The 19,698-nt window shown below is 63.5% G+C and carries 15 protein-coding genes; 10 read left to right on the plus strand and 5 right to left on the minus strand.

Annotated elements, in window-relative coordinates; translation table 11 throughout:
* Positions 1 to 21: 21 nt before the first annotated feature.
* The 3 genes from BXE_RS01935 to BXE_RS01945 all read right to left on the minus strand — a co-directional run bounded on the left by BXE_RS01935 (position 22) and on the right by BXE_RS01945 (position 3,535).
* A complete protein-coding gene (locus BXE_RS01935) occupies positions 22 to 1,428 on the minus strand; it encodes a c-type cytochrome (protein ID WP_011486751.1) in 1,407 nt (468 codons plus the stop codon).
* A complete protein-coding gene (locus tag BXE_RS01940; protein ID WP_038456997.1) occupies positions 1,425 to 2,141 on the minus strand; it encodes a c-type cytochrome in 717 nt (238 codons plus the stop codon). Before BXE_RS01940 ends, BXE_RS01935 begins: the two co-directional genes overlap by 4 nt.
* Positions 2,142 to 2,647: 506 nt before the next feature.
* The gene (locus BXE_RS01945) at positions 2,648 to 3,535 is read right to left on the minus strand and encodes a LysR family transcriptional regulator (protein ID WP_038456994.1); all 888 of its coding nucleotides are present in this window, start codon (positions 3,533 to 3,535) and stop codon (positions 2,648 to 2,650) included.
* 95 nt (positions 3,536 to 3,630) lie between these two features.
* On the opposite strand from BXE_RS01945, the gene BXE_RS01950 reads away from it, so the two are divergent.
* The 8 genes from BXE_RS01950 to BXE_RS01990 all read left to right on the plus strand — a co-directional run bounded on the left by BXE_RS01950 (position 3,631) and on the right by BXE_RS01990 (position 15,119).
* A complete protein-coding gene (locus BXE_RS01950; protein WP_038456992.1) occupies positions 3,631 to 4,947 on the plus strand; it encodes an MFS transporter in 1,317 nt (438 codons plus the stop codon).
* A 357-nt stretch (positions 4,948 to 5,304) separates the two neighbouring features.
* Positions 5,305 to 5,970, plus strand: a complete 666-nt coding sequence (locus BXE_RS01955) for a response regulator transcription factor (RefSeq protein WP_011486755.1) — start codon at positions 5,305 to 5,307, stop codon at positions 5,968 to 5,970.
* Positions 5,971 to 6,109: 139 nt separating this feature from the next.
* A complete protein-coding gene (locus BXE_RS01960) occupies positions 6,110 to 6,799 on the plus strand; it encodes a response regulator transcription factor (RefSeq protein ID WP_011486756.1) in 690 nt (229 codons plus the stop codon).
* 106 nt (positions 6,800 to 6,905) lie between these two features.
* Complete coding sequence (locus tag BXE_RS01965; protein WP_038456991.1) at positions 6,906 to 7,550, plus strand: response regulator transcription factor; 645 nt, start codon at positions 6,906 to 6,908, stop codon at positions 7,548 to 7,550.
* A 251-nt stretch (positions 7,551 to 7,801) separates the two neighbouring features.
* Positions 7,802 to 8,548: an aquaporin Z gene (aqpZ, locus tag BXE_RS01970; RefSeq protein ID WP_011486758.1), complete on the plus strand. Its 747-nt coding sequence runs from the start codon at positions 7,802 to 7,804 to the stop codon at positions 8,546 to 8,548.
* Positions 8,549 to 8,602: 54 nt separating this feature from the next.
* Positions 8,603 to 13,042, plus strand: coding sequence for an ATP-binding protein (locus tag BXE_RS01975; protein WP_233518836.1), 4,440 nt, complete (start codon positions 8,603 to 8,605; stop codon positions 13,040 to 13,042).
* A gap of 569 nt (positions 13,043 to 13,611) precedes the next feature.
* Positions 13,612 to 14,046 (plus strand): CHRD domain-containing protein, encoded by a 435-nt coding sequence (locus BXE_RS01985; protein ID WP_011486761.1) that lies wholly within the window; start codon positions 13,612 to 13,614, stop codon positions 14,044 to 14,046.
* A 116-nt stretch (positions 14,047 to 14,162) separates the two neighbouring features.
* The gene (locus BXE_RS01990) at positions 14,163 to 15,119 is read left to right on the plus strand and encodes an alpha/beta hydrolase (RefSeq protein WP_011486762.1); all 957 of its coding nucleotides are present in this window, start codon (positions 14,163 to 14,165) and stop codon (positions 15,117 to 15,119) included.
* Here the strand turns inward: BXE_RS01990 and BXE_RS01995 are convergent.
* Positions 15,089 to 15,931 (minus strand): EcsC family protein, encoded by an 843-nt coding sequence (locus BXE_RS01995; RefSeq protein WP_011486763.1) that lies wholly within the window; start codon positions 15,929 to 15,931, stop codon positions 15,089 to 15,091. The genes BXE_RS01990 and BXE_RS01995 overlap by 31 nt on opposite strands.
* A gap of 138 nt (positions 15,932 to 16,069) precedes the next feature.
* On the opposite strand from BXE_RS01995, the gene BXE_RS02000 reads away from it, so the two are divergent.
* Together BXE_RS02000 and BXE_RS02005 are read left to right on the plus strand one after the other, a co-directional pair.
* The gene (locus BXE_RS02000) at positions 16,070 to 17,665 is read left to right on the plus strand and encodes an MDR family MFS transporter (protein ID WP_011486764.1); all 1,596 of its coding nucleotides are present in this window, start codon (positions 16,070 to 16,072) and stop codon (positions 17,663 to 17,665) included.
* A gap of 30 nt (positions 17,666 to 17,695) precedes the next feature.
* Entirely contained in the window at positions 17,696 to 18,208 is a 513-nt protein-coding gene (locus BXE_RS02005; protein WP_011486765.1) for a MarR family winged helix-turn-helix transcriptional regulator, read from the plus strand.
* 133 nt (positions 18,209 to 18,341) lie between these two features.
* Here BXE_RS02005 and BXE_RS02010 read toward each other — a convergent pair whose 3' ends face one another.
* Positions 18,342 to 19,619 (minus strand): amino acid deaminase, encoded by a 1,278-nt coding sequence (locus BXE_RS02010; protein WP_011486766.1) that lies wholly within the window; start codon positions 19,617 to 19,619, stop codon positions 18,342 to 18,344.
* Positions 19,620 to 19,698 lie beyond the last annotated feature (79 nt).

The following is a 19,698-nucleotide window of genomic DNA, read 5'->3' on the forward strand; positions in this document are numbered from 1 at the left end:
AAGGTTCTCCAGTGCGGCGGTTCAATGCAGCGGTGCGTTGCGCAACTCGTTGACCTCGCGCGACGTCACGGGCTGGCCGTGATTGCCCCACGCGGTGCGGATATAGGTGACCACGGCGGCGGCGTCGGCGTCGTTCAGTTCCTGGCCGAACGGCGGCATGCCGTACGGTTCCGGATTGCGCATCGTGCCCGGCGGGAACCCGCCGTTCAGCACGATGCGAATCGGGTTGACCGAGGAGTCCATTTCAATCGACTGGTTGCCGGCGAGCGGCGGGTAGTGCTGCAACTTTCCTTCGCCCTTTGCGCCGTGGCAGAGCGCGCATTTGTCGGCGTAGATTTTTTCGCCGAGCGCGAACACACTGGTGTTGGTCGGCGCCGACGGCCCGGACTTGCGGCCGCTCTTGTCCGGCAAGGTCTTCAGGTAGACGGCCATCGACTTGACGTCCTCTTCCGTCATGTACTGAAGGCTGTGGTACGTGACTTCGGCCATCGGCCCGTACACGGCGCCGCGATCGGAAATGCCCGCTTGCAGCAGATCGACGATGTCCTTGATGCTCCAGTCGCCGAGGCCGCCGTCCTTGTCCGAAGTCAGCGACGGCGCGTACCAGTTCTGCACGGGGATCAGACCGCCCGCGAACTGTTCGCTTTGCGACGAACCGCCGAGCATGTTGATCTTGGTGTGGCACATCGTGCAGTGACCGAGCCCTTCGACCAGATACGCACCGCGGTTCCATTCGACGGATTTGGTCGGATCGGGCTGGAACTCGCCCTCGCGGAAATACAGCGTGCGCCAGCCGTACAGCAGGTTGCGCTGATTGAAGGGGAAACGCAGCGTGTGCTTGTGGTTCGGCTCGCGTACCGGCGCGACGGTTTGCAGATAGGCGAAGATCGCGTCCGAGTCCTGGCGCGTGACCTTGGTGTACTGGGCGATCGGCATGGCCGGATAGATGAGCGTGCCGTCCGGCGTGCGGCCGGTGCGCATCATCTTGAAGAACGCGTCCTGACTCCAGGTGCCGATGCCGTATTGCGCGTCCGGGGTGATGTTCGGCGAATACAGCGTGCCGAACGGCGTTTCCATGGCGAGGCCGCCCGCGAACAGTTTGCCGCGCGGCGCCGTATGGCAGGCGACGCAGTCGCCGGCGCGCGCCAGATACTCGCCGCGTTTGACGAGGTCGGGGCGCGTGTCGGCACTGGCGCCCGGCGCGGATGCCGTGGTGTCGGCGGCGCGTGCTTCGGCGATCAGCGGCGTATGCGATGCGCGCAGAAGCGCGGCGCTGCCGGCCACGATCAGGCCGGCAATCAGCAGGCCGGACACGAGCGGTGCCCGCGTGCGCCGACTGCGCCGACGCTTCGTCGCGGTGAACCAGGTGTCGAGCAAAGTGGTGCGCAGCGCGCGCAAAGAACCCGGAGTGCGAAGTGTCGGCTTCATTGCGGTTGGCTCCCGCAGGCGAGAGGCAGCCGCTCTCCGGACGCAGGCGCGGGGCGAGGGTCAGCCGGACGCGGCTGGCGTGCGAGCCAGCTCGATACGGCGGTGATGTCCTTGTCGGAGAGCTTGACCGCGATCGAATGCATGCAGTCCGGCGCGAGCGCGTGCCGCGTGCCCGAGCGCCAGGTGCCCATCTGCCCGGCGATATAGCTCGCGTGCAGACCGAGCAGGCCGGGAATGCCGGGCTGCGTGCCGGTCATGCGCGCGCCGTGGCACGCAATGCACGCCGGTATCTTGCGGGACGGGTCGCCTTGCGTGACGAGGCGCTGCCCGGCGGCGAGCACCGCGGGCGCGACGTTGCTTTGATCGGCGTTCGGGTAAGGCGGTTGCAGATCGGCGAAATATTGACTGATCTTGCGCAGGTAGTCGTCGGGCAGGAAGGCGAGCAGATAGCCCATTGGCGGGTAGGTGCGGCCGCCGTCGCGGAATGCAGTCAGCTGATTGAACAGATACTCGGCCGGTTTGCCGGCAATGCGCGGAAAGTAGTCGTTGTTCAGGCCTTGGCCCTGCACGCCGTGACATGAAGTGCAGGCACGCACGCGCTCGTCCATTGCCGAAGGCATGGTACTGGACGCGTCGGTGGCGGCGAGCGCCACGCCGCTCCACAGGACGTAAAACACTAACAGGACATACGATCGGACAGTTCTACGATGCACGCCAGACCTCTGTTGGGAACGTTCTTCTTCTCGATTATTTCTCGCGCGTTCGCTCATGGATTTGCACCTGAATCCGCGCGCGGCGCGTGGCAACTCCGCCAGTTTTTCTCGAGTCTTTCTCGTATAACAACTGCAAAAAAAAGCAAATCGAAAACGGACTTATTCTTGAATGGCGTATGCTGATTTGCTGCGGCGATGCGATTGCCTTGTAGAACGATGATCTGCCTGAACGCGCCAGTGGTGGCGGCTGCCGGGCGGCGGGATTAAAGCTTGAAGCGTTCAGCAGCGCGTACGAGGTTGCAGGAATTCATTCGGCGCGTCAACAACAAACCAAAGCTTGCTTGACCTGACTCAAGTTCATGATAGGCGTCCGCTAGAGGGCTTTCAACGTTTCGTTGCAGATCATCTCGCTCGCCGACGGTATCGCGCGAATGTGATTGTTTGATGATGGATCACGGGCCTTGGCAAGATCGTGTGGACCTTGTCGTCTGCGCGATCGGTCGCGGTCAACTGAAGAGCCGCATCAAGGCCGTGCGAGCATTGCTCACACGTTCGCTTTCGCCGATCCGTCCAGGCAGCAGATGAAACTCCACGGCGGGCAGCGCGGGCAAACCCACGCTCGCCGGACAGGCCACCACGCCGCCGCCGATCGACGATTCGTTCAGACAGGAAATGCCGAGCCCGGCCTTCAGCGCGAGTTGCAAGCCCGCCACGCCGGAGGCGGAATGCGACACCACATACGGCACCTTGTGCTCGTCGAGCAGCTTCACGACGAAACGCTGCAACTGGCAGCTCGACGGCAGCAACACGAGCGGGTAGGGCGTGGCCGGCCGCGGACTCGAATCGGCTGCGCTGACCCACAGCAGTTTTTCGCGCCGCACCACGATACCTGGCGCACCGGAGCGCCGGCCGGCGCCGCGCGCGCTGCCCGTGACGAGGCGCAGCGACAGGCCGATGTCGAACGACGCGTCGTCGCCCGCACTGCTGTCGATCACCGCGCTCGGCAACACGGTGACGTGCAGCTTCAGGCGCGGGTGCTGTTCCGAGAACGTTTTGAGAATGCGTGCGATGTCGTGCGGACGGTAGTAATCCGTGATGGCGATGCGCAACTCGCCGTCGAGCGAGCGGCCTTGCAGGTCTTCGAAAGCCGCTTCGCTCATCGCGATGATGCGTCGCGCATGATCGAGCAGACGGCTGCCGGCGTGCGTGGCGCTGACGCCCTGCTTGCTGCGTACGAAGAGCGGCTGGCCGGCGCGCTCCTCGAGCTTCTTCAACTGTTCGCTGACGGAAGACTGGGACAGGAACACGCGCTCCGCACCCGCCGAGACGCTGCCCGATTCGGCGACCGCGACAAAGGTCCGCAACTGCGTCAGGTCGAATCCGCGTTGGCTCATGATTCGGTATATCCGATGGAAGTGATCTGAATTTCCGGCTTTTCCGATGGTAAGCCGAGCCGTAGGATACCTCCAGATCATTTGCGGAGGGTGAGATGGGAAACGAATCAATGGCGGCCGTGCGGTTATCCGGCGGGCGTCCGGCAAGCCACCGGTGGAAGGTGCTCGGAGTCGGGTTCGCTGCGAACGCGAGTTTTTCGGCGGCGTTTTCAGGAATTCCAACGACAGCGGTTTTCCTGCGCTCGGGCTATCACCTGGGCAACGACGGGTTGGGTCTCGTGCTCGGCATGCTCGGCCTCGGCATCGCGGTCAGCGAATTGCCGTGGGGACTGCTGACCGACCGCTGGGGCGACCGGCGCGTCCTGCTGCTCGGACTGCTTTCGACCGCGGCGGCGCTGGCCGCGCTGGCGCTATTCGTCGTGCCGTCCGCTACGCATGTGCCGGGCGTGACGACGCTCGCACTCGGCCTGTTGCTGGTCGGACTGCTCGGCGGCAGCGTCAACGGTTCGAGCGGCCGCGCGGTGATGGCCTGGTTTCGCGAAGGCGAGCGCGGTCTCGCCATGAGTATCCGGCAGACCGCGGTGCCTGCGGGCGGTGGTCTCGGCGCGTTGCTGTTGCCGGCGCTCGCCTCGCGCTTCGGTTTCGCGAGCGCTTATACCGTGCTGGCACTGGCATGCGCGGTGACGGCGGCATTCGCGTGGCGCTGGCTGCACGAACCCTCTCATATCGATGCCGACGGCGCGCGCGAAGTCCGCGCCACGGCGGCGAGCGGCGTGCGCACGAGGGTCTCGCCGTTGCGCGACATCGGCATCTGGCGGGTGGCGCTTGGCGCCGGAACGTTGTGCGTGCCGCAACTTGCGGTGGTGACGTTTGGAACGGTGTTCCTTCACGACTTCAGCCGCGCCGGGGTGCTGGCTGTCAGCGTGACGATGGCCGCCGTGCAGACAGGCGCCGCGATCGCGCGGGTATGGAGCGGCGGTTGGACGGACCGGCGCGGCAATCGGCGGGCGTACATGCGCGCCTGCAGTTTGCTGACGGCGGTGCTGTTCGCCTCGCTCGCGCTGCTGACGGGTCTCGCCGGCATGCATCACGCGGCACTGACCGCGGTGTTCGCGCCGATGGTCGTGCTGGGCGGCGTGAGCGCGTCGGCATGGCACGGCGTCGCGTTTACGGAACTCGCCACGCTGGCGGGGACGAGCCGCGCGGGTACGGCGCTGGCGATCGGCAACACCTGTGTCTTTCTCACGCTGTTCGTCACGCCGCTGGCGATTCCGCCGCTGTTGAGCATCGGCTCGTGGCCGATGGTGTGGGCGGTGGCCAGCGTCTGCGCATTGATCGCGTTACCGGTGTTTCCGCGAGCGGCGCGTGAACGCGAACTGAGCGCGGCGCGCATCGGCGACGCAAGCCGATGAAATCACGGCGCCGCTCGGCGATACGGCGGCCGGCGCGCTTTTGCTCACGCAGGAGGCGTTGTATCGAACTTCGGTGATGAGGGCCGAGCCGTCGAACTTCAGACGGAAATGGGTTGTTTGAGAAACAGAAAAATATTCATTTTGCGTATTTACTCCGTGATTCCTTGATAAATCCACAATGGTCAATTGGTTTTCCGCAGGATTCGGAACGTTCCGATTTTCGTGAAGTTACGGCGGTGATTTTATGGCCGACTTGGCGCGCCACGCGTCGTCAAGGGGCCGTCAAAAAATGCGCGAGCGTGTCAGATTTTTCCGCGCATTTGAAAATAATCCTACAACAAACGAGAGAAAATCCCGGTGAAACTTCGAATTATCCTGGCGGACGATCATCCATTCGTTTTGCTTGGCATCCGCACGACGCTAAAAATGCATGCCGGCGTCACCATTGTCGATGAGGCGACGAGTCCCGATTCGCTGCTCGAACGCTTGCAGAACACGCCCTGCGACGTGCTCGTCACAGACCTCGCCATGCCGGAGCTCGCGGGCGCGAACGACGACGGCCTCGATCTTGTCCGGCGAATCCGCTGCGACTGGCCGCGGTTGCGCATCGTGGTGATGACCACGCTGACCAACGCGGCGATTCTTCGCGCGATCGTCTCGGACGGCACCGTGAGCATGCTCGGCAAGGCTGAATCGATGGACGAGCTTTGGCAGGCGATCGCCGCGACCCGGCACGGCGAAGCCTACCTCGGACGTTCCATCATCGAAGCACTGGCGCGCCCGCAGAACCTCGAATCCGAACGGCCGCCGGCGCCGCGTTTATCGTGCGTCCAGGCCGAAGTCGTCAGGCTGCTGGTGGACGGCCGGTCGATCGCTGAAATTGCCGCGGCGCTCGGCTGCCATCGTCGCACGGTCAGCCGCAAAAAACGCGAGGCGATGACGAGGCTCGGTGTCACCAACGACCCCGGTCTTTTCTCTTATGTGCGCGCAAATGGAATTCTTGGTTTTGAATCGTATATCTAGGCAATTTACTTTTTGAATTGAATGAGGTTGTTTCGGACCGATCTTATGTCCATTTTCTGAAAAATGTTTAATGATCGGCACAATAGCTGGTTTCACTGAAGAGGGCGGCAGCAATCAAGGTATGGAGGAAAAATAGAAGATGCGCGACACCGCAGAGGTAAGCACGCCCATTCGAGCCATCATCGCGGACGATCATCCCCTGGTGTTGCTGGCGATCGAAAATCTGATCGGCGGTTATCCGAATATGCAGATCGTCGGCCGCGCAGCCGACGCCACTGAACTCTTCACGGAAGTCGACCGCAGTTCATGCGATCTGGTGCTCATGGACCTCTACATGCCAGGCGGTGCCGACGGCAGCGGACTGGAAGTCGTGAGGCAGTTCAAGACGCGCTACCCCGGCATTGCGCTCGTCGTGCTGACCATGGAAACCGCGGCGGCCGAACTGCAGAAGGTGATTTCGCTCGGCGCGGACGCACTGGTGAGCAAGCGCGACCGGATCGATCTGATTCACGTGGCCGTCGTCACGGCGCTGGCACGCGAGTGCTATGTCGGGCCGGCAGTGCGTGCATTGATCGCTGACGCAACGGTGACCCAGCGGCTCGATTTTGTCCGGCAGATGCTGTCGCGCCGCGAACTCGAGGTGTTCACCCAGTATGCATCCGGGTATGGAGTGACCGAGATCGCGGCGCGTCTGGGGCGCAGCGTCAAAACGATCAGCGCGCAGAAATGCACCGCAATGCGCAAGCTTGCTCTGCACAGCGACGCGGAACTGTTCCGCTTCGCTGTCGAGTACGGAGTGATCCCGGAGGAGCGCGTGCAGAACCTGTGACGAACCGGCGGCGTGTCGCGCCGCGGCGCGACGAATATAAGATGCATTGGCATCGCCTGGGGAAGCACATCTCGTGCAGGGCATGCCAATCGATAAGACAACAAAAATGAGACAAAAGATTCGCGTCATCGTGGCGGACGATCACGACTGCGTTCGTGTCGGCGTCAAGCAAATGCTGCAGTCCGTGCCGCACATCGAATTCGTCGGTGAAGCGGCGGACACGCACGGGCTGGCCGAATTACTCGACGCCTGTGCGTGCGACGTCGTCGTTTCGGATATCACCATGCCGGGCATTCATGGCGGCAGCAACGCAGTGCCGTTTCTGCGTCGCCTGTTGCGGGGCCGGCCGCATCCTTGCGTCGTCGTCCTCACCATGATCTGTCATGCGCACATGCTTACCGGCCTGTTGCATATCGGCGTGGGCGGCATCGTCGATAAACGTGAGACCGTCACCGCGTTGATCGATGCAATCGAGGCGGCTTTTAGCGGCCACGTCTATCTGTCGGCGCACGCGCGTGCCGCAATCGAAATGGCGGATGCGCCGCCGCAGCTTCGCGCCGGCATGTTGAGCGCACGCGAATGGGAGATCTTCCAGCTTTATGTGCAAGGTCTCGCGGTCCACCAGATCGCGGCGCGTTTGCAGCGCAGCGGCAAGACCATCAGCACACAGAAACGCAGCGCAATGCGCAAGCTCGGCCTGGAAACGGAAGCCGACCTGATCGACTATGCACGCCAGATCGGACTGGCCTGAAAACAGGTGAGCGTATCGCATTGCGTCGCCGGAAGAGGAGTGCGGAGAACCGCGAATTTAAGAGTGTTCCGATTGGTTACGAGACGTTGCCGTCTCATAGTTCTGAGCTCACTGCGGCTTTATTCCATGCTCCCGTGACGAAAGCAGACATTTCGTCGCACTGAGCAATGCCCGAGCCGAGAGAATTCAGGCAGATGTCTTATGGCAATCGTGCAATGCCGTCTGCCCCGTAGACAGAAACAGGAGGCGGCATGGTGGCGTTAGGTAAGCGGTTGTTGGTCGAGAGTGCGGGCACGGCGTGGCTGGTTTTCATCGGTTGCGGGAGCATCGTGTTGAACGTCGGTGCGATCCAGCAGGCGGGCGGCGTGCTGGAAGCGGCGTTGGCATTCGGCCTCGCTCTCGCTACAGCCAGCTACTGCGTGGGCAGCCTGTCCGGCGGTCACTTCAATCCCGCCGTCACCGTGGGCTTTACCGTCGCGCAACGTTTTCCGGTCAGGGATCTGCTCCCCTACATTGCCTCGCAGATTTTCGGCGCGATCGTTGCCGCAGCACTACTTCTTTATGTGGCGGGCGGCCGTCCCGGCTTTGACCTGCACGCTACCGAGTTCGCGGCGAATGGTTTCGGCGACCATTCTCCGGCTGACTATCAAATGCATTCGGCGCTGGCAATCGAGTTCGTGCTGTCCTTCTGCTTTGTCATGGCAACCCTCGTGATCTCCCGCCGGCATGACATGGAGCCGATTGCGCCGCTCGTGGCCGGCGCCTGCCTCGTGCTCGTCTATCTGGTGTCGATTCCGGTTACCAACGGCTCGGTCAATCCTGCCCGCTCCACCGCCCAGGCGCTGTTCGTCGGCGATTGGGCGCTGGATCAGCTCTGGCTGTTCTGGGCCGCGCCTCTATCGGGCGGCGTTATTGCCGGCGCTCTGTTTTCGTTTCTGCACGGCAAGCCTGACAACCATACTGCTGCGCTCGCCGAGGGGCGAGGCGAAGTTGTCTGAGTATTGCCGGGTGCCATTGTCGTGTCTTCCGTCAATTTTCCGCCGGACGTTGCAATGAGGCGCGCGCTTGAACGCGTGCGGCTCTGTCTGCTCGCATGGTGCCTGATTGCCGCCGCCCAGACGGCAACCGCGGCCCAGCTTTTCGACAATCGTTCGAACAGCCAGGTTGTCGCGGCGTTTCCCGCGAAACTGACGGTCGGCGTTCTCGCGGGCGGCTGGCTGCCGCTCGACGCACTGCAGGACGGTCGTCTCACCGGTATGAGTGTCGACTATCTGCGCGCGCTTGTCGGGCCGAATGTCGTCATCGAAGCCAAGGCGTTTCCTGACGTATCGCAACTGCTTGCCGCCGCATGCGCCGGAAACGTCGATCTGTTGACGAGCGTTGCCCGCACACCGGAGCGTGAGCGCTGCCTGAGTTTTACCGCGCCGTATTTCCGTTCTTCGTCGTCGGCCGTGGTTCGCCGCGACGGTGACAGTTACGCGAGTCCCGCCCTGATCGCCGGAGCGCGCATTGCGGTAGAGAAGGGGTTTGCACTCGAGCGCGTGGCCCGCGAGCGCTTTCCGCACGCCCAGATCAGCGCGTTCGCCACGACGCACGCGGCACTCTCCGCGGTGGTCCGGGGCGACGCCGACGTCTATCTCGGCTTCACGCCGGCCGTGCAATACGCGTTGGCCACCGAGGAGTTTCGCGGCCTGCATGTCGCCTTCGAAGAGAGCAGCCGGACCGCCAATCTGCGCTTCGCCGTGCCGCGCAGTCACGCTGCGTTGCGGGACCAGCTCGATGAGGCGCTCGCGTCGATGAACCCGGCCGACGAGGCGGCGATTCGCGTGCGCTGGCTGTCCGGCAACTTCGACGCGAAGCCCGTGCCCACCGCGCCACGTCTTGTGCTGACGCCGCAAGAACAGGCCTGGCTGCGTTCATTGCCGCCGTTGCAGATCGGTTTCGACAACGGCTGGTCGCCGTTCAGCTACGTCGACAGCTCCGGCCGGCCGGCCGGCATTGCCGCCGACTATCTGGCGTATTTGAGCCGCACGCTCGGCGTCGTATTCAACCGTGCCCGCACGGCTGACTGGCCCACCGCTATCGAATCGTTTCAGCGCGGCGAACTCGCCATTCTCGCCACGGCGTCGATTCACGATCCGCGACTCAAGGGCGCGCGGCATACCGTCGCTTACGAAAGCTATCCGCTGGTGATCGTCGGGCGTGAGGACGAACCGGCGGCCAGATCGTTGAGCGATTTCGCATCGCGCCGCGTCGTCGTTTCGTCGCACGTTGCCGGTTCGATTCCGCTCGCGTTCGAGCGAATTCCGGCGGACCACGTCGTTATCGCGCCCAGTCTCGACGACGCGCTCGACATGGTCGCGGCAGGTGAGGCGGACGTTCTGGTGGGCAACGTGGCCGCCATCGACATCCTGCTCAAGCAGCGCTACGACAGCGTCCTGAAAATCCTCGGCACGGTCGGCGAATCCGACGCGCTCGACTTCGCCGTGCGCACGGACCTGAGCCCGCTTGCCGGGCTGATCGACCGCGCGTTGCTGGCCATGCCGCCCGCGGAAAAGCAGCGCATCCGGCAGAAGTGGGTCACCGGTAATTCACCGGAGTCCGGCTTATGGAGCGTCACCGCGGTGCGTCTGCTGCCGTTGCTGATCGGCATCGGCGTCGCGCTGCTGATTACCTTGCGCGCCTATCTGCTGCTGCAACGGGAAGTCAGGCTGCGCAAGAAAACCGAACTCGAACTTGAATTGCAGCTGAATTTCCAGGAAACCATGATGAAGATGGTGCCGTATCCGCTTGTCGCCATCGACCTCGATGGTCGCTATATCGCCGTCAACGAGGCCTATGAGCAAGCCTGCGGAATGAGCCGCGAGGCGGTGATCGGACGAAACACCGTGGACGTTCAGACGTGGGGCGAGGCCAACAGCCGGATCCTGACCGACATGACTCGCGAGATGCTGAACGGCCGGGAGACCGCGCAGCTGGAATTGCAGTTCGAGCGCGGCGCGGGCAACGTGCGGCACGGCCTGTTCTGGGCCAGTGTCTGCCGTGACGGCGACGGTCAACCGGCGTGCGTGCTCGGCACGGTGGTCGATATCACGGACATCCGCCGCGCCGAAATGCGCGCGCGCGAAACCGAACGGCGCCTCTTCGACGTGACGCGTTCGCTGCCGGCGGTGGTGTTTCAACTGCGCCGCACTTCTGATGGCGCGTATTCGTTTCCGTATATCGGCGGTGATACGCGGCATCTGCTGGGCGGAAAAGACGGCTCGTTGAACCGCAGCGACCACGTCGATTTCCAGCGCGTGTGCGAGGAGGACCGGGCGTTCGTGCTGGCGGAACTCGAGCGCTCGGCGCTCTGCGAGACGCCGGTGAATATGGAGTTCCGTTTCGAAGGCGACGAGGAGATCAAGTGGGCGCGCGCGGAACTGGTGCCGCGTCGGGAAGCGGATGACAGCGTCGTGTGGAGCGGCTACTGGGTGGATGCCAGCGTCGAGCACGCCCGCTCCGACGAGCTTGCGCGAGCCCGCGACCTGGCCGAAGCCGCCGCGCGCGCCAAAGACGACTTCTTCGCGATGATGAGCCATGAAATCCGCACGCCGATGAACGGGGTGCTCGGTCTCGTGGAGGTGCTGGAGCGCACGCCGCTCAACACGGACCAGGGTGAAATGCTCGGCATGATCCACGAGTCGGCGGGTGCGTTGCTGCAGATCCTCGACGACCTGCTCGACTATTCGAAAATCGAAGCCGGCCGGTTGACGATCGAGGCCGAATCCATCGACATACGTGAACTGGTGGACAACGCTGTCGGCCTGCTGGCCGGCCGGGCCCATGAGAAGGGTCTGAAAGTGCGCGTGGATATTGCGCCGGATGTTGCAGCCACCCTGCGAGGCGACAGCGTCCGGTTGCGGCAGATTCTCTTCAACCTGCTTGGCAATGCGATCAAGTTTACGCCGCAAGGCGAGGTCGACGTGCGCGTGTCGGTGTTCGCGCAGGCCGACGGTGTTCAGACGCTCGAAATGACTGTCGAGGACACCGGCATCGGCATCGCGCCGGAGGTGCAGAACCGGCTGTTCGAGCCGTTCGTGCAGGCGGAATCGTCCACCACGCGCCGCTTCGGCGGCACGGGGCTCGGTTTGACGATCTGCCGCAAGCTGATCGATCTCATGGGCGGCTCGCTCGCGTTGCACAGCGAACCGGGCAGCGGCACACGCATGACCGTGAGACTCGACATGGCTGTCGAGACCCAGCGTTATTCCGTCAACGGTTTGCGTGGCAAGCGCGGGCTCGTGGCAACCGGAGACGCACGGGTTGCTCAAGCTTTGATGCACTTCGGCGAGGCGCTAGGACTCACGTTGCGCCGCGTGCCGCCCGATGCGCCGGAACTGCGCGATCGCGTCGCACTGGCAAATCTGGATTTGCTGTTCGTGAACGAAGACGTGACTTTGCCCGCGGACGTACGCCCGCGCACACGCGTCATTTGCCTGACCGAGAAGCCGAAGCCGACCGGTTACCGCATTCTCGACGACAACGTGCGCCTCAGCATCAACCCCATTTCGTGGCGCGGCCTCGGTGCCGCGTGCGCCGCCGCGATGACAGGGCTGCCTTCGGTGCCGCGCTCGGCGGGCACGCCACGTGCGCCCGAGGGCGGCCCTCCGCCGCCGGACCGCGAGCGGGCCATTGCGAGTGGCCGGCTGATCCTCGTGGCGGAAGATCATCCGGTGAATCAGGAGTTGATCCGTCATCAGCTCGCGCTACTGGGTTTCGCCTGCGACGTGACGAACGACGGCGCGGAAGCGCTGGCCGCATTGCAGCGCACGAGCTACGGATGTCTGATCACGGACTGCCACATGCCGAACGTGTCGGGTTATGAACTCACGCGGCGTATCCGTGAAGGTGAGGAGGGGGGCGCGCATCGGCTACCCATTCTGGGTATCACGGCGAATACCGCGCCCGAAGACCTGAATCTGTGTCGGGACGCCGGTATGGACGACAGCCTCGTGAAACCAACCCGGCTGGCCACGCTGCGCGACTATCTGAGCCGTTGGTTCGGCTCCGACAGCGCGGCGCATGCTGCGCCTTCGGAGTCCGTCGGAGCACCCGCGATCGCCGCAACGGATGTTCAAGGCGGCGCCGACCCGTTCGTCCCGGTGGACCTGGGGCATATGACCCAATTGTGGGGAAGCGAATCGACCGTCAAGGCGTTGCTCGACTCGTTCGTCTCGTCGGTGCGCGAAGACGTGCAGTCCTTGTCGCCGTTGCTCGAGCGCGTCGGCTCCGAGCGCACGGAGCTGGAGCGCGTACGCGAGTGGCTTCATCGCGTGGCGGGGGCGGCGAGCGTCCTGCAATATCCGCCGCTGCTCATGGCGCTTGAAGATTACCGTCGCGAAATCAATGTCAAGCCGCCGGAACGTGTGCGCAATGACGGCATGGTTTTAATCGACAAGTGCAACGCCATGCTGGACGGAATAGAACAGCAGGCCGCATTGCTCGTATAACGGTCGGCCGTTCGAGAGACCGGCTGCATCTATTTCGCATAAATGTGACCGCTTCGCAGCGGAGCGGTTCATTGTGGACGCGAGCGAGAGATTCAAACGAAAAAAAACGCGGCCGAAGCCGCGTTAAAGATTTGGAGACATCCCTCGATGAAGGAGTCACTTCTCGCAGTCGGAAGCATAACCGGGATAGTGCGATTGATTCATTACGAAATCCACAATTAACTGTTTGAGAAAATCGCTTAAAACGCCTTTCGTGCATCACGTCAGCGTCATGTTTGCATGGGCAGCGCTCGGTAACGACGGCGCGCGGCGGCGCTTTCCGAGCGATATCGCGAACGTTTTCTGCTCATCGGCCGCTCTCCGGATCACTACGGACAACTACGAAGTTGGCGTGTTTCATCGTTCGAAGGTGTGGCGGCGCGAACGGTTCCCGGCCGCAAAGCGCGTCGCGCCCTCGCTGTTCGTGCGCACTCTCCGCGACAAACGGGCTCAACGGATTTGAACTAGTATGTGGTGGCTCCGCGCGGCCGAAATGTCGGTACGGCGGTCCATCAAGTCCGGAGAAGACCATGATTGCGCTTCGAAAAATGAATCTCGCTGTGGTGTTGTGGGCGTTGGCGTCGGGCGTCGCCTTCGGGGATACGGTGGCCTTGAAGGCGGATCTCGAACCGTCGAGCGAAGTCCCGCCTCGCGTGAGCCACGGACACGGCATGCTGAACGCCACTTTCGATACCTCGACCAAATCCCTCCAATGGACGGTCACCTACGAAGGCTTGAGCGGCCCGGCAACCGCCGCGCATTTCCACGGACCCGCGCCGGTGGGTCAGAACGCCAAGGTTCAGGTGCCGATCGACAAGAATGCGCTTGCCAGCCCGATCAAGGGATCGGCGGCGCTCACCGAGCAGCAGGTGACGGATCTGATGGCGGGGCAGTGGTACTTCAACGTGCATACCGCACAAAATCCGATGGGCGAAATCCGCGGGCAGGTTTTGCCGGCGAACTAGCGCGCGGAAAGTCTTACCGGGCGGCGCCAACCTTTTTGAGATTAGAAGCCGCCGTCCACCGGCACTGCCGCGAACGCACGTAACATGACAGGACACATTCGAAGGAGCGTGTCCTGATGAGCTGGCAAAGCGCACTCGCGTGCTGGTATCTGCGTAGGCAGTTTCGACCCGAGACCCTCAAGCCGGGCATCAATGTAGAGAGGGCGCGCGCGCTGACCGCCAAACGCGTCTGGTCGCCACGCGTGCCTCGCGGCTGGCATCTGCGTGAGCTGTACGGCCAGGACGACGCGCCGTTGCGCGGCGAATGGATCGAGCGTGCGGACGGTTCGCCAGTTGCTGGCGCCGGCCCGATCGTGCTGTACTGCCACGGCGGCGGCTACTATTTCTGTTCACCTCGCACGCATCGCTCGCTCGTGTTCGGTCTGGCGACGCGCGCCAATGCGGCAATCTTTTCGCTCGACTACCGCCTCGCGCCCGAGCACCGCTTTCCGGCTGCGCTGAACGATACGACGGCGGCCTATCGCCGGTTGATCGGAGGAGGGATCGCGCCGGAGTCGATCGTGATCGCAGGCGATTCGGCTGGCGGCGGCCTCGCGCTTGCCACGCTCGTAGCGCTGCGCGACGCCGGCGACCCCATGCCGGCCGGCGGCCTGCTGTTCTCGCCGTGGACCGATCTGGCCGCGACCGGCGCCAGCATCCACGGCAACGACGGTCTCGATCCGATGTTCAGCGGTCCCGCGATCGCGCCGGCGGGGAAAATCTATCTAGGCGACACGCCGGCCACGCATCCCTACGCCTCGCCCGTTTATGCCGATCTGCACGGCTTGCCGCCGCTCTTCATCATGGCCGGCAGCACGGAGGTGTTGCTCGACGACTCGCAGCGCGTGGCCGACAACGCGCGCGCGGCAGGCGTCGATTGCGAACTGGAAGTGTGGCAGAAGATGCCGCACGTCTGGCCGATCTTCGCGCCGTTCATCCCGGAAGGAAACCGCGCGCTCGACCGTGCCGCCGGTTTCGTGCGGCGCGCGACGAGCCGCGCGGCTCAGCCGTCGAGCGCGATGTCGATGGTCTGATACGCGGCCTCGACCGTTTGCTGGCCGTATTGCCGCTCCAGCCGCCGCACGGTGAAGTGCGCGTGCGCGACCTGCTGGAAGTGGTCGATGAACACCGTATTGACCATCGCGCCGAGCACCGCGCCGATCGCCGGGATCGACTTGGCGGCGATCTGTTCGCTCACCTGCACCGAAAAGCGCGCGGCGATCGTGTTGACGAGGCGCAGCAAGGCCGCGGAACCGTGCGTGGTGAAACCTTTGGTGGCGATCTCGGACGACGCCTTCGACACCGCCTGCGCCAGCGCGCCGCGCATGATGAAGTAGCCGAAGTCGGCGTCGTCGTCGGCACTCGACGTGCTGCCCATGCCGAGCACGGTCAGACATTGCAGTTGCGTGTCGATCGAGGTCAGATCCTCACCCTCGCTGCGCGCGATGTCGCAGATCGAGCGGAACATCAGCGTGGTCGTGACCGGCAGTTCGACGGGCAGCGCGAACAGTCCGAATGCGCCGCCGGCCGCGCCAGTGGTCGCCACGGCGAACTTGTGCAGCAGATTGCTCGGTTTCTCGGGCGCCACGAGCGCAAGCGCGCCGTCCCTTCGCCCCAGCGTGCGCAACGCAATCGCCAGACACTTGCGCAGCGCCAGCTCGGTCGCGTCCGCGACTTTTTCGTTGGCGAACGCCGGCATGCGCGAGAGCAGCTTTTCCAGCGGCGCACCGACCATGCTGGCCAGTTTCATCGCCAGCGCGGGGCTCTCCAGTTCATGTTTCGCGCGCCGCAGCGCCTTCAGGTCGTCGTCCGATAACGATTGTGCTGCGAGCGAACTCGGCTCCATGTGCCTCCCTGGCGTCATGTGATGTGTGTTTTTCAGGTGTTGCCGCGGCGGCATACCGCAGCGGCATGTGCCGATTAGAGCGTCTCGCCGTGGTATGATTCCCGATCGTTTGACGAGTCAACAGTTGTTCCATCAAAAATGGCTGTCCATACCGCGGCCCACCACTCGAGTGGGCAAGTTTTACCTTTCCGTGAATCGCTGCTGGCGATGCTCGGCATCTCCTTCGTCACGATGCTGGTCGCGCTCGACCAGACCGTGGTCGGCACCGCCTTGCCCACCATCGTCGCCGAACTCAAGGGTTTTGAGTTGTATGCCTGGGTCGCCACGTCGTATTTGCTGACCTCGGTGATTACCGTGCCGATTTTCGGCCGGCTTGGCGATTATTACGGGCGCAAGCCGTTCGTGATCGCGTCGATTGTCGTGTTCACGGGTGCCTCGGTGCTGTGCGGCGCGGCCAACAACATGCTGTTCCTCGTGCTCGCGCGCGGTCTGCAGGGCATTGGCGGCGGCATGCTGGTCGGCACCGCGTTCGCCTGCATTCCCGATCTGTTTCCCGACTCGGTCGTGCGGTTGCGCTGGCAGGTGGTGATGAGTTCGGCGTTCGGTATCGCGAACGCGGTCGGGCCGTCGCTCGGCGGGTTCCTCACGCAGTATTACGGCTGGCGCTCGGTTTTCTACGTGAATCTGCCGGTCGGTCTGCTGTCGCTGTTTTTTGTCTGGCGTTTTCTGCCGCATCTGCGTCATGTCGAACACGAAGGCAAGATGCGGCTCGACTGGCCCGGCGCGGTGCTGATCGCCGTGGCGCTCGGCTCGCTGCAACTGTTCGTCGAGTTGCTGCCCAAGCATGGCGTGACCTTGAGCGTGGCCGCGCTGCTCGCGTTGAGCGCCGCGTCGGCTTACGCGCTGTGGCAGTGGGAAAAGCGCTGCCCGACGGCGATCCTGCCGGTCGACATGTTCCGCAATCGCAGTCTCGCCGCACTCTTCACGCTGGCCGTGCTGGGCGGCTTCACGATGTTCTCGCTGCTGTTCTACGCGCCGCTGCTGTTCCAGGGCGGCTTCGGCATGTCGCCGAAAGAGGCGGGGCTCGTCATCACGCCGCTGGTCGTGTTCATCACGATCGGCAGTATCGCCAATGGTCGCATTGTTTCGCGCGTGCGCAATCCGAATCTGATGCTGTACGTGGGCTTTACGCTGCTCGCGCTGGCGTGCCTGGGCGTGGTCGTGGCGACGCGCGCCATGCCGCAATGGCTGTTGATGGCGTTCATGGTCGTCGGCGGATTGGGACTCGGCTTCGTCATGCCGAACCTGACGATCTTCGCGCAGCAGACGGCCGGCCGCGAACACCTCGGCATTGCGACGGCGCTGCTGCAGTCGCTGCGGATGATCGGCGGCATGCTCGGCACGGCGCTGACCGGCACGCTGGTCAGCCACATGTACGCGAGCGGCGTGCGCAGCGCGCTCGAAAACGATCACGCGTCGCACTGGTTCGCGGATCTCGGCGATCCGCAAATCCTCATCAATCGCGACGCGCAGACCACCTTGCTCGGCCAGTTGGCGCACGCGGGCCATAACGGCGCGATGCTGCTCGAGAGCGCGCGCGAAGCGCTCGTGTCGGCGATTCATCTGGGGCTCGCAATGGCGGCGATCATCGCCGTGGTATCGGTCTGGCAAAGCCGCCGTGTGCCGCCGATCAAGCTCCAGCGCAAGCTCGAACCCGTGATTCACGCGGACTGATTCTTGGACTTATCGTTTTACTGACAGATCATGGAAGAACAGGACCGCGTCGCCGTCATGCAGCAATTCGGCCGCACTTACCGGACGTTCATGTCGGCCTTCGAGGCGCACGTTGGCCACCCGCTGCCGCGCTGGCGCATTCTGCTCGCGTTGCACGAGCAGGGTGGCGAGTCGTCGCAGAAGCGTCTGGTGGAGCGCTTGCGCGTCGACCCGGGCGCGCTGACGCGGCAACTGAAAACGCTGGAGGGTATGGGCTGGATCGCTCGCAGCATGGACACGCGCGACAACCGCGTGACCAACGTGCGTCTGACCGAAGCGGGGCAATCGGCCACCGAAGCCAGCTTGCCGCGCCGCAATGCGTTTCTGCACGACACGATGGCGGGGTTGCCGGACGATGCGCTGGGCGCGCTGTCGGCGGCGTTGAAGCTGCTCGAAGCAAGGATCGGCGAGGTGGCGGCGATGGCCGGCGCCGCCGGAGCGGGCTCTATCGATATCACGCAGCCACCCGCGGCCGTGGCGGGCGAAGCTCCGCGCCAGCCTTGACCTGCTGCCGGATGCAGATGAACGCAGGCGGTTCTTTGGAACCACTGCGCGACCATTCGCCCCGCGTGGAACGCCACGAAACGTCACGAAGGGCACGCTCCGTTCTCTCGGAACGCACCCTTCGCAAGAACAATCAGAAAAACGTTTCGATCACTTCCGTGACCCGATACGCCGGATCGACCACCAGCACCTGACGCCATTTGTCGAACGTCAGACACGGATGCGAGATGTCGAACGCGATCATGTCGCCCACTTTCAGATCAGCGCCCGCGGGAATCCGCAGATATGCATGCTGATCCATCAAGCCGAAAATCTCCCAGCCTTCGCTCGCCGCGATATCGCGCGGTGCTTCGTTACCCGGACGATAGTGGCGCGCCGGCTCCGGCATGCCCGCGTCGAACGCGGAATCACGCTTGCCCAGACCGATGATCGCGCGATCCGGTTCGGGAATCGACTGCACATACGCCCACAATTGCAGCGCGGGAAGCAGCCCTTCGCCCATTTTCTTCGCGACCGGATTGCGCGCGAAGATGTCCGTCTGCGCCTTGCGATAAATACCGACATCGTGTGTCAGATAGCAGCCCGGACGCAGCACGACCTCGACCTTGCCGGTCTCCGAGGCCTTCACGAATTCCTCCGCGACCACGTCGTACCAGGCCGACCCCGCGCCTGACAGCACTGCCGGCGCACGCGCAAAGCGCTCCTGCTCGACGAGTTCACGCGTCACCGCGACCGCGCTTTGCAGAAACTCGCGCACCTCGTGCTCTTCCTTGAGCACGCCTTCATACAGTTCGACGCCGGCGAGCTTCAGCGTGTCCGGATAGCGTGTAATCGCCTCGAGCACCGCGTTGCGTTGCGCCGCGTCGCGTACACCCGTGCGGCCGCCCGGCACGCCGAGTTCGAGCAGCACCTGCAACTGCTTGTTCACCGACTTGAAAAACTCGCCCAATTGCTCGACGCCTTCCACCGAATCGACGAGGCAGAAGAATTCGAATTCCGGATCGCTCAGCAACTCGGCGACCATCATCATGTTGCGGCGGCCGACCAGCTGATTGGCCATCAGCACGCGCGAGACGCCGCCGTGGTAAGCCGCACGCACCTGATGCGCGGTGGCGAGCGTGATCCCCCATGCGCCGGTTTCGAGCTGGCGGCGAAACAGTTGCGGCGCCATCGTAGTCTTGCCGTGCGGCGCGAGCTTCACGCCGTATTCCGCCACAAATGCCTGCATCCACTTCAGGTTGTGCTCCACCCGGTCCGCGTACAGCACGGCGGCCGGCAGGCTCACGTCTTCGTTCAGCAGGTTCCACTCCAGACGCGCGGCATCCGTGAGCTGGATGCTGGTACCCGGAACCATGCCCAAGCCCTTGCTATAAGGATCAATCGTCGCGCCCTGATAGTTTGTAACTTTCATGTCTCCTCGCTCCATCGTCCAGTTAAATTGAATCAAAGTTGACTTTAGCATGTTACCGAAAGTACGATGGATGAAGAAA

The sequence above is a fragment of the Paraburkholderia xenovorans LB400 genome (assembly GCF_000013645.1).
GTDB lineage: Bacteria > Pseudomonadota > Gammaproteobacteria > Burkholderiales > Burkholderiaceae > Paraburkholderia > Paraburkholderia xenovorans.

Excerpts from the sequence above, each read along its gene's own strand:
- BXE_RS02010 (WP_011486766.1), bottom strand. The coding sequence starts at position 19,619 with ATGAAAGTTACAAACTATCAGGGCGCGACGATTGATCCTTATAGCAAG.
- BXE_RS01990 (WP_011486762.1), top strand. The coding sequence starts at position 14,163 with ATGAGCTGGCAAAGCGCACTCGCGTGCTGGTATCTGCGTAGGCAGTTT.
- BXE_RS01965 (WP_038456991.1), top strand. The coding sequence starts at position 6,906 with ATGAGACAAAAGATTCGCGTCATCGTGGCGGACGATCACGACTGCGTT.
- BXE_RS01995 (WP_011486763.1), bottom strand. The coding sequence starts at position 15,931 with ATGGAGCCGAGTTCGCTCGCAGCACAATCGTTATCGGACGACGACCTG.
- BXE_RS01960 (WP_011486756.1), top strand. The coding sequence starts at position 6,110 with ATGCGCGACACCGCAGAGGTAAGCACGCCCATTCGAGCCATCATCGCG.
- aqpZ (WP_011486758.1), top strand. The coding sequence starts at position 7,802 with ATGGTGGCGTTAGGTAAGCGGTTGTTGGTCGAGAGTGCGGGCACGGCG.
- BXE_RS01985 (WP_011486761.1), top strand. The coding sequence starts at position 13,612 with ATGATTGCGCTTCGAAAAATGAATCTCGCTGTGGTGTTGTGGGCGTTG.
- BXE_RS02005 (WP_011486765.1), top strand. The coding sequence starts at position 17,696 with ATGGAAGAACAGGACCGCGTCGCCGTCATGCAGCAATTCGGCCGCACT.
- BXE_RS01975 (WP_233518836.1), top strand. The coding sequence starts at position 8,603 with ATGAGGCGCGCGCTTGAACGCGTGCGGCTCTGTCTGCTCGCATGGTGC.
- BXE_RS01950 (WP_038456992.1), top strand. The coding sequence starts at position 3,631 with ATGGGAAACGAATCAATGGCGGCCGTGCGGTTATCCGGCGGGCGTCCG.
- BXE_RS02000 (WP_011486764.1), top strand. The coding sequence starts at position 16,070 with ATGGCTGTCCATACCGCGGCCCACCACTCGAGTGGGCAAGTTTTACCT.
- BXE_RS01945 (WP_038456994.1), bottom strand. The coding sequence starts at position 3,535 with ATGAGCCAACGCGGATTCGACCTGACGCAGTTGCGGACCTTTGTCGCG.
- BXE_RS01935 (WP_011486751.1), bottom strand. The coding sequence starts at position 1,428 with ATGAAGCCGACACTTCGCACTCCGGGTTCTTTGCGCGCGCTGCGCACC.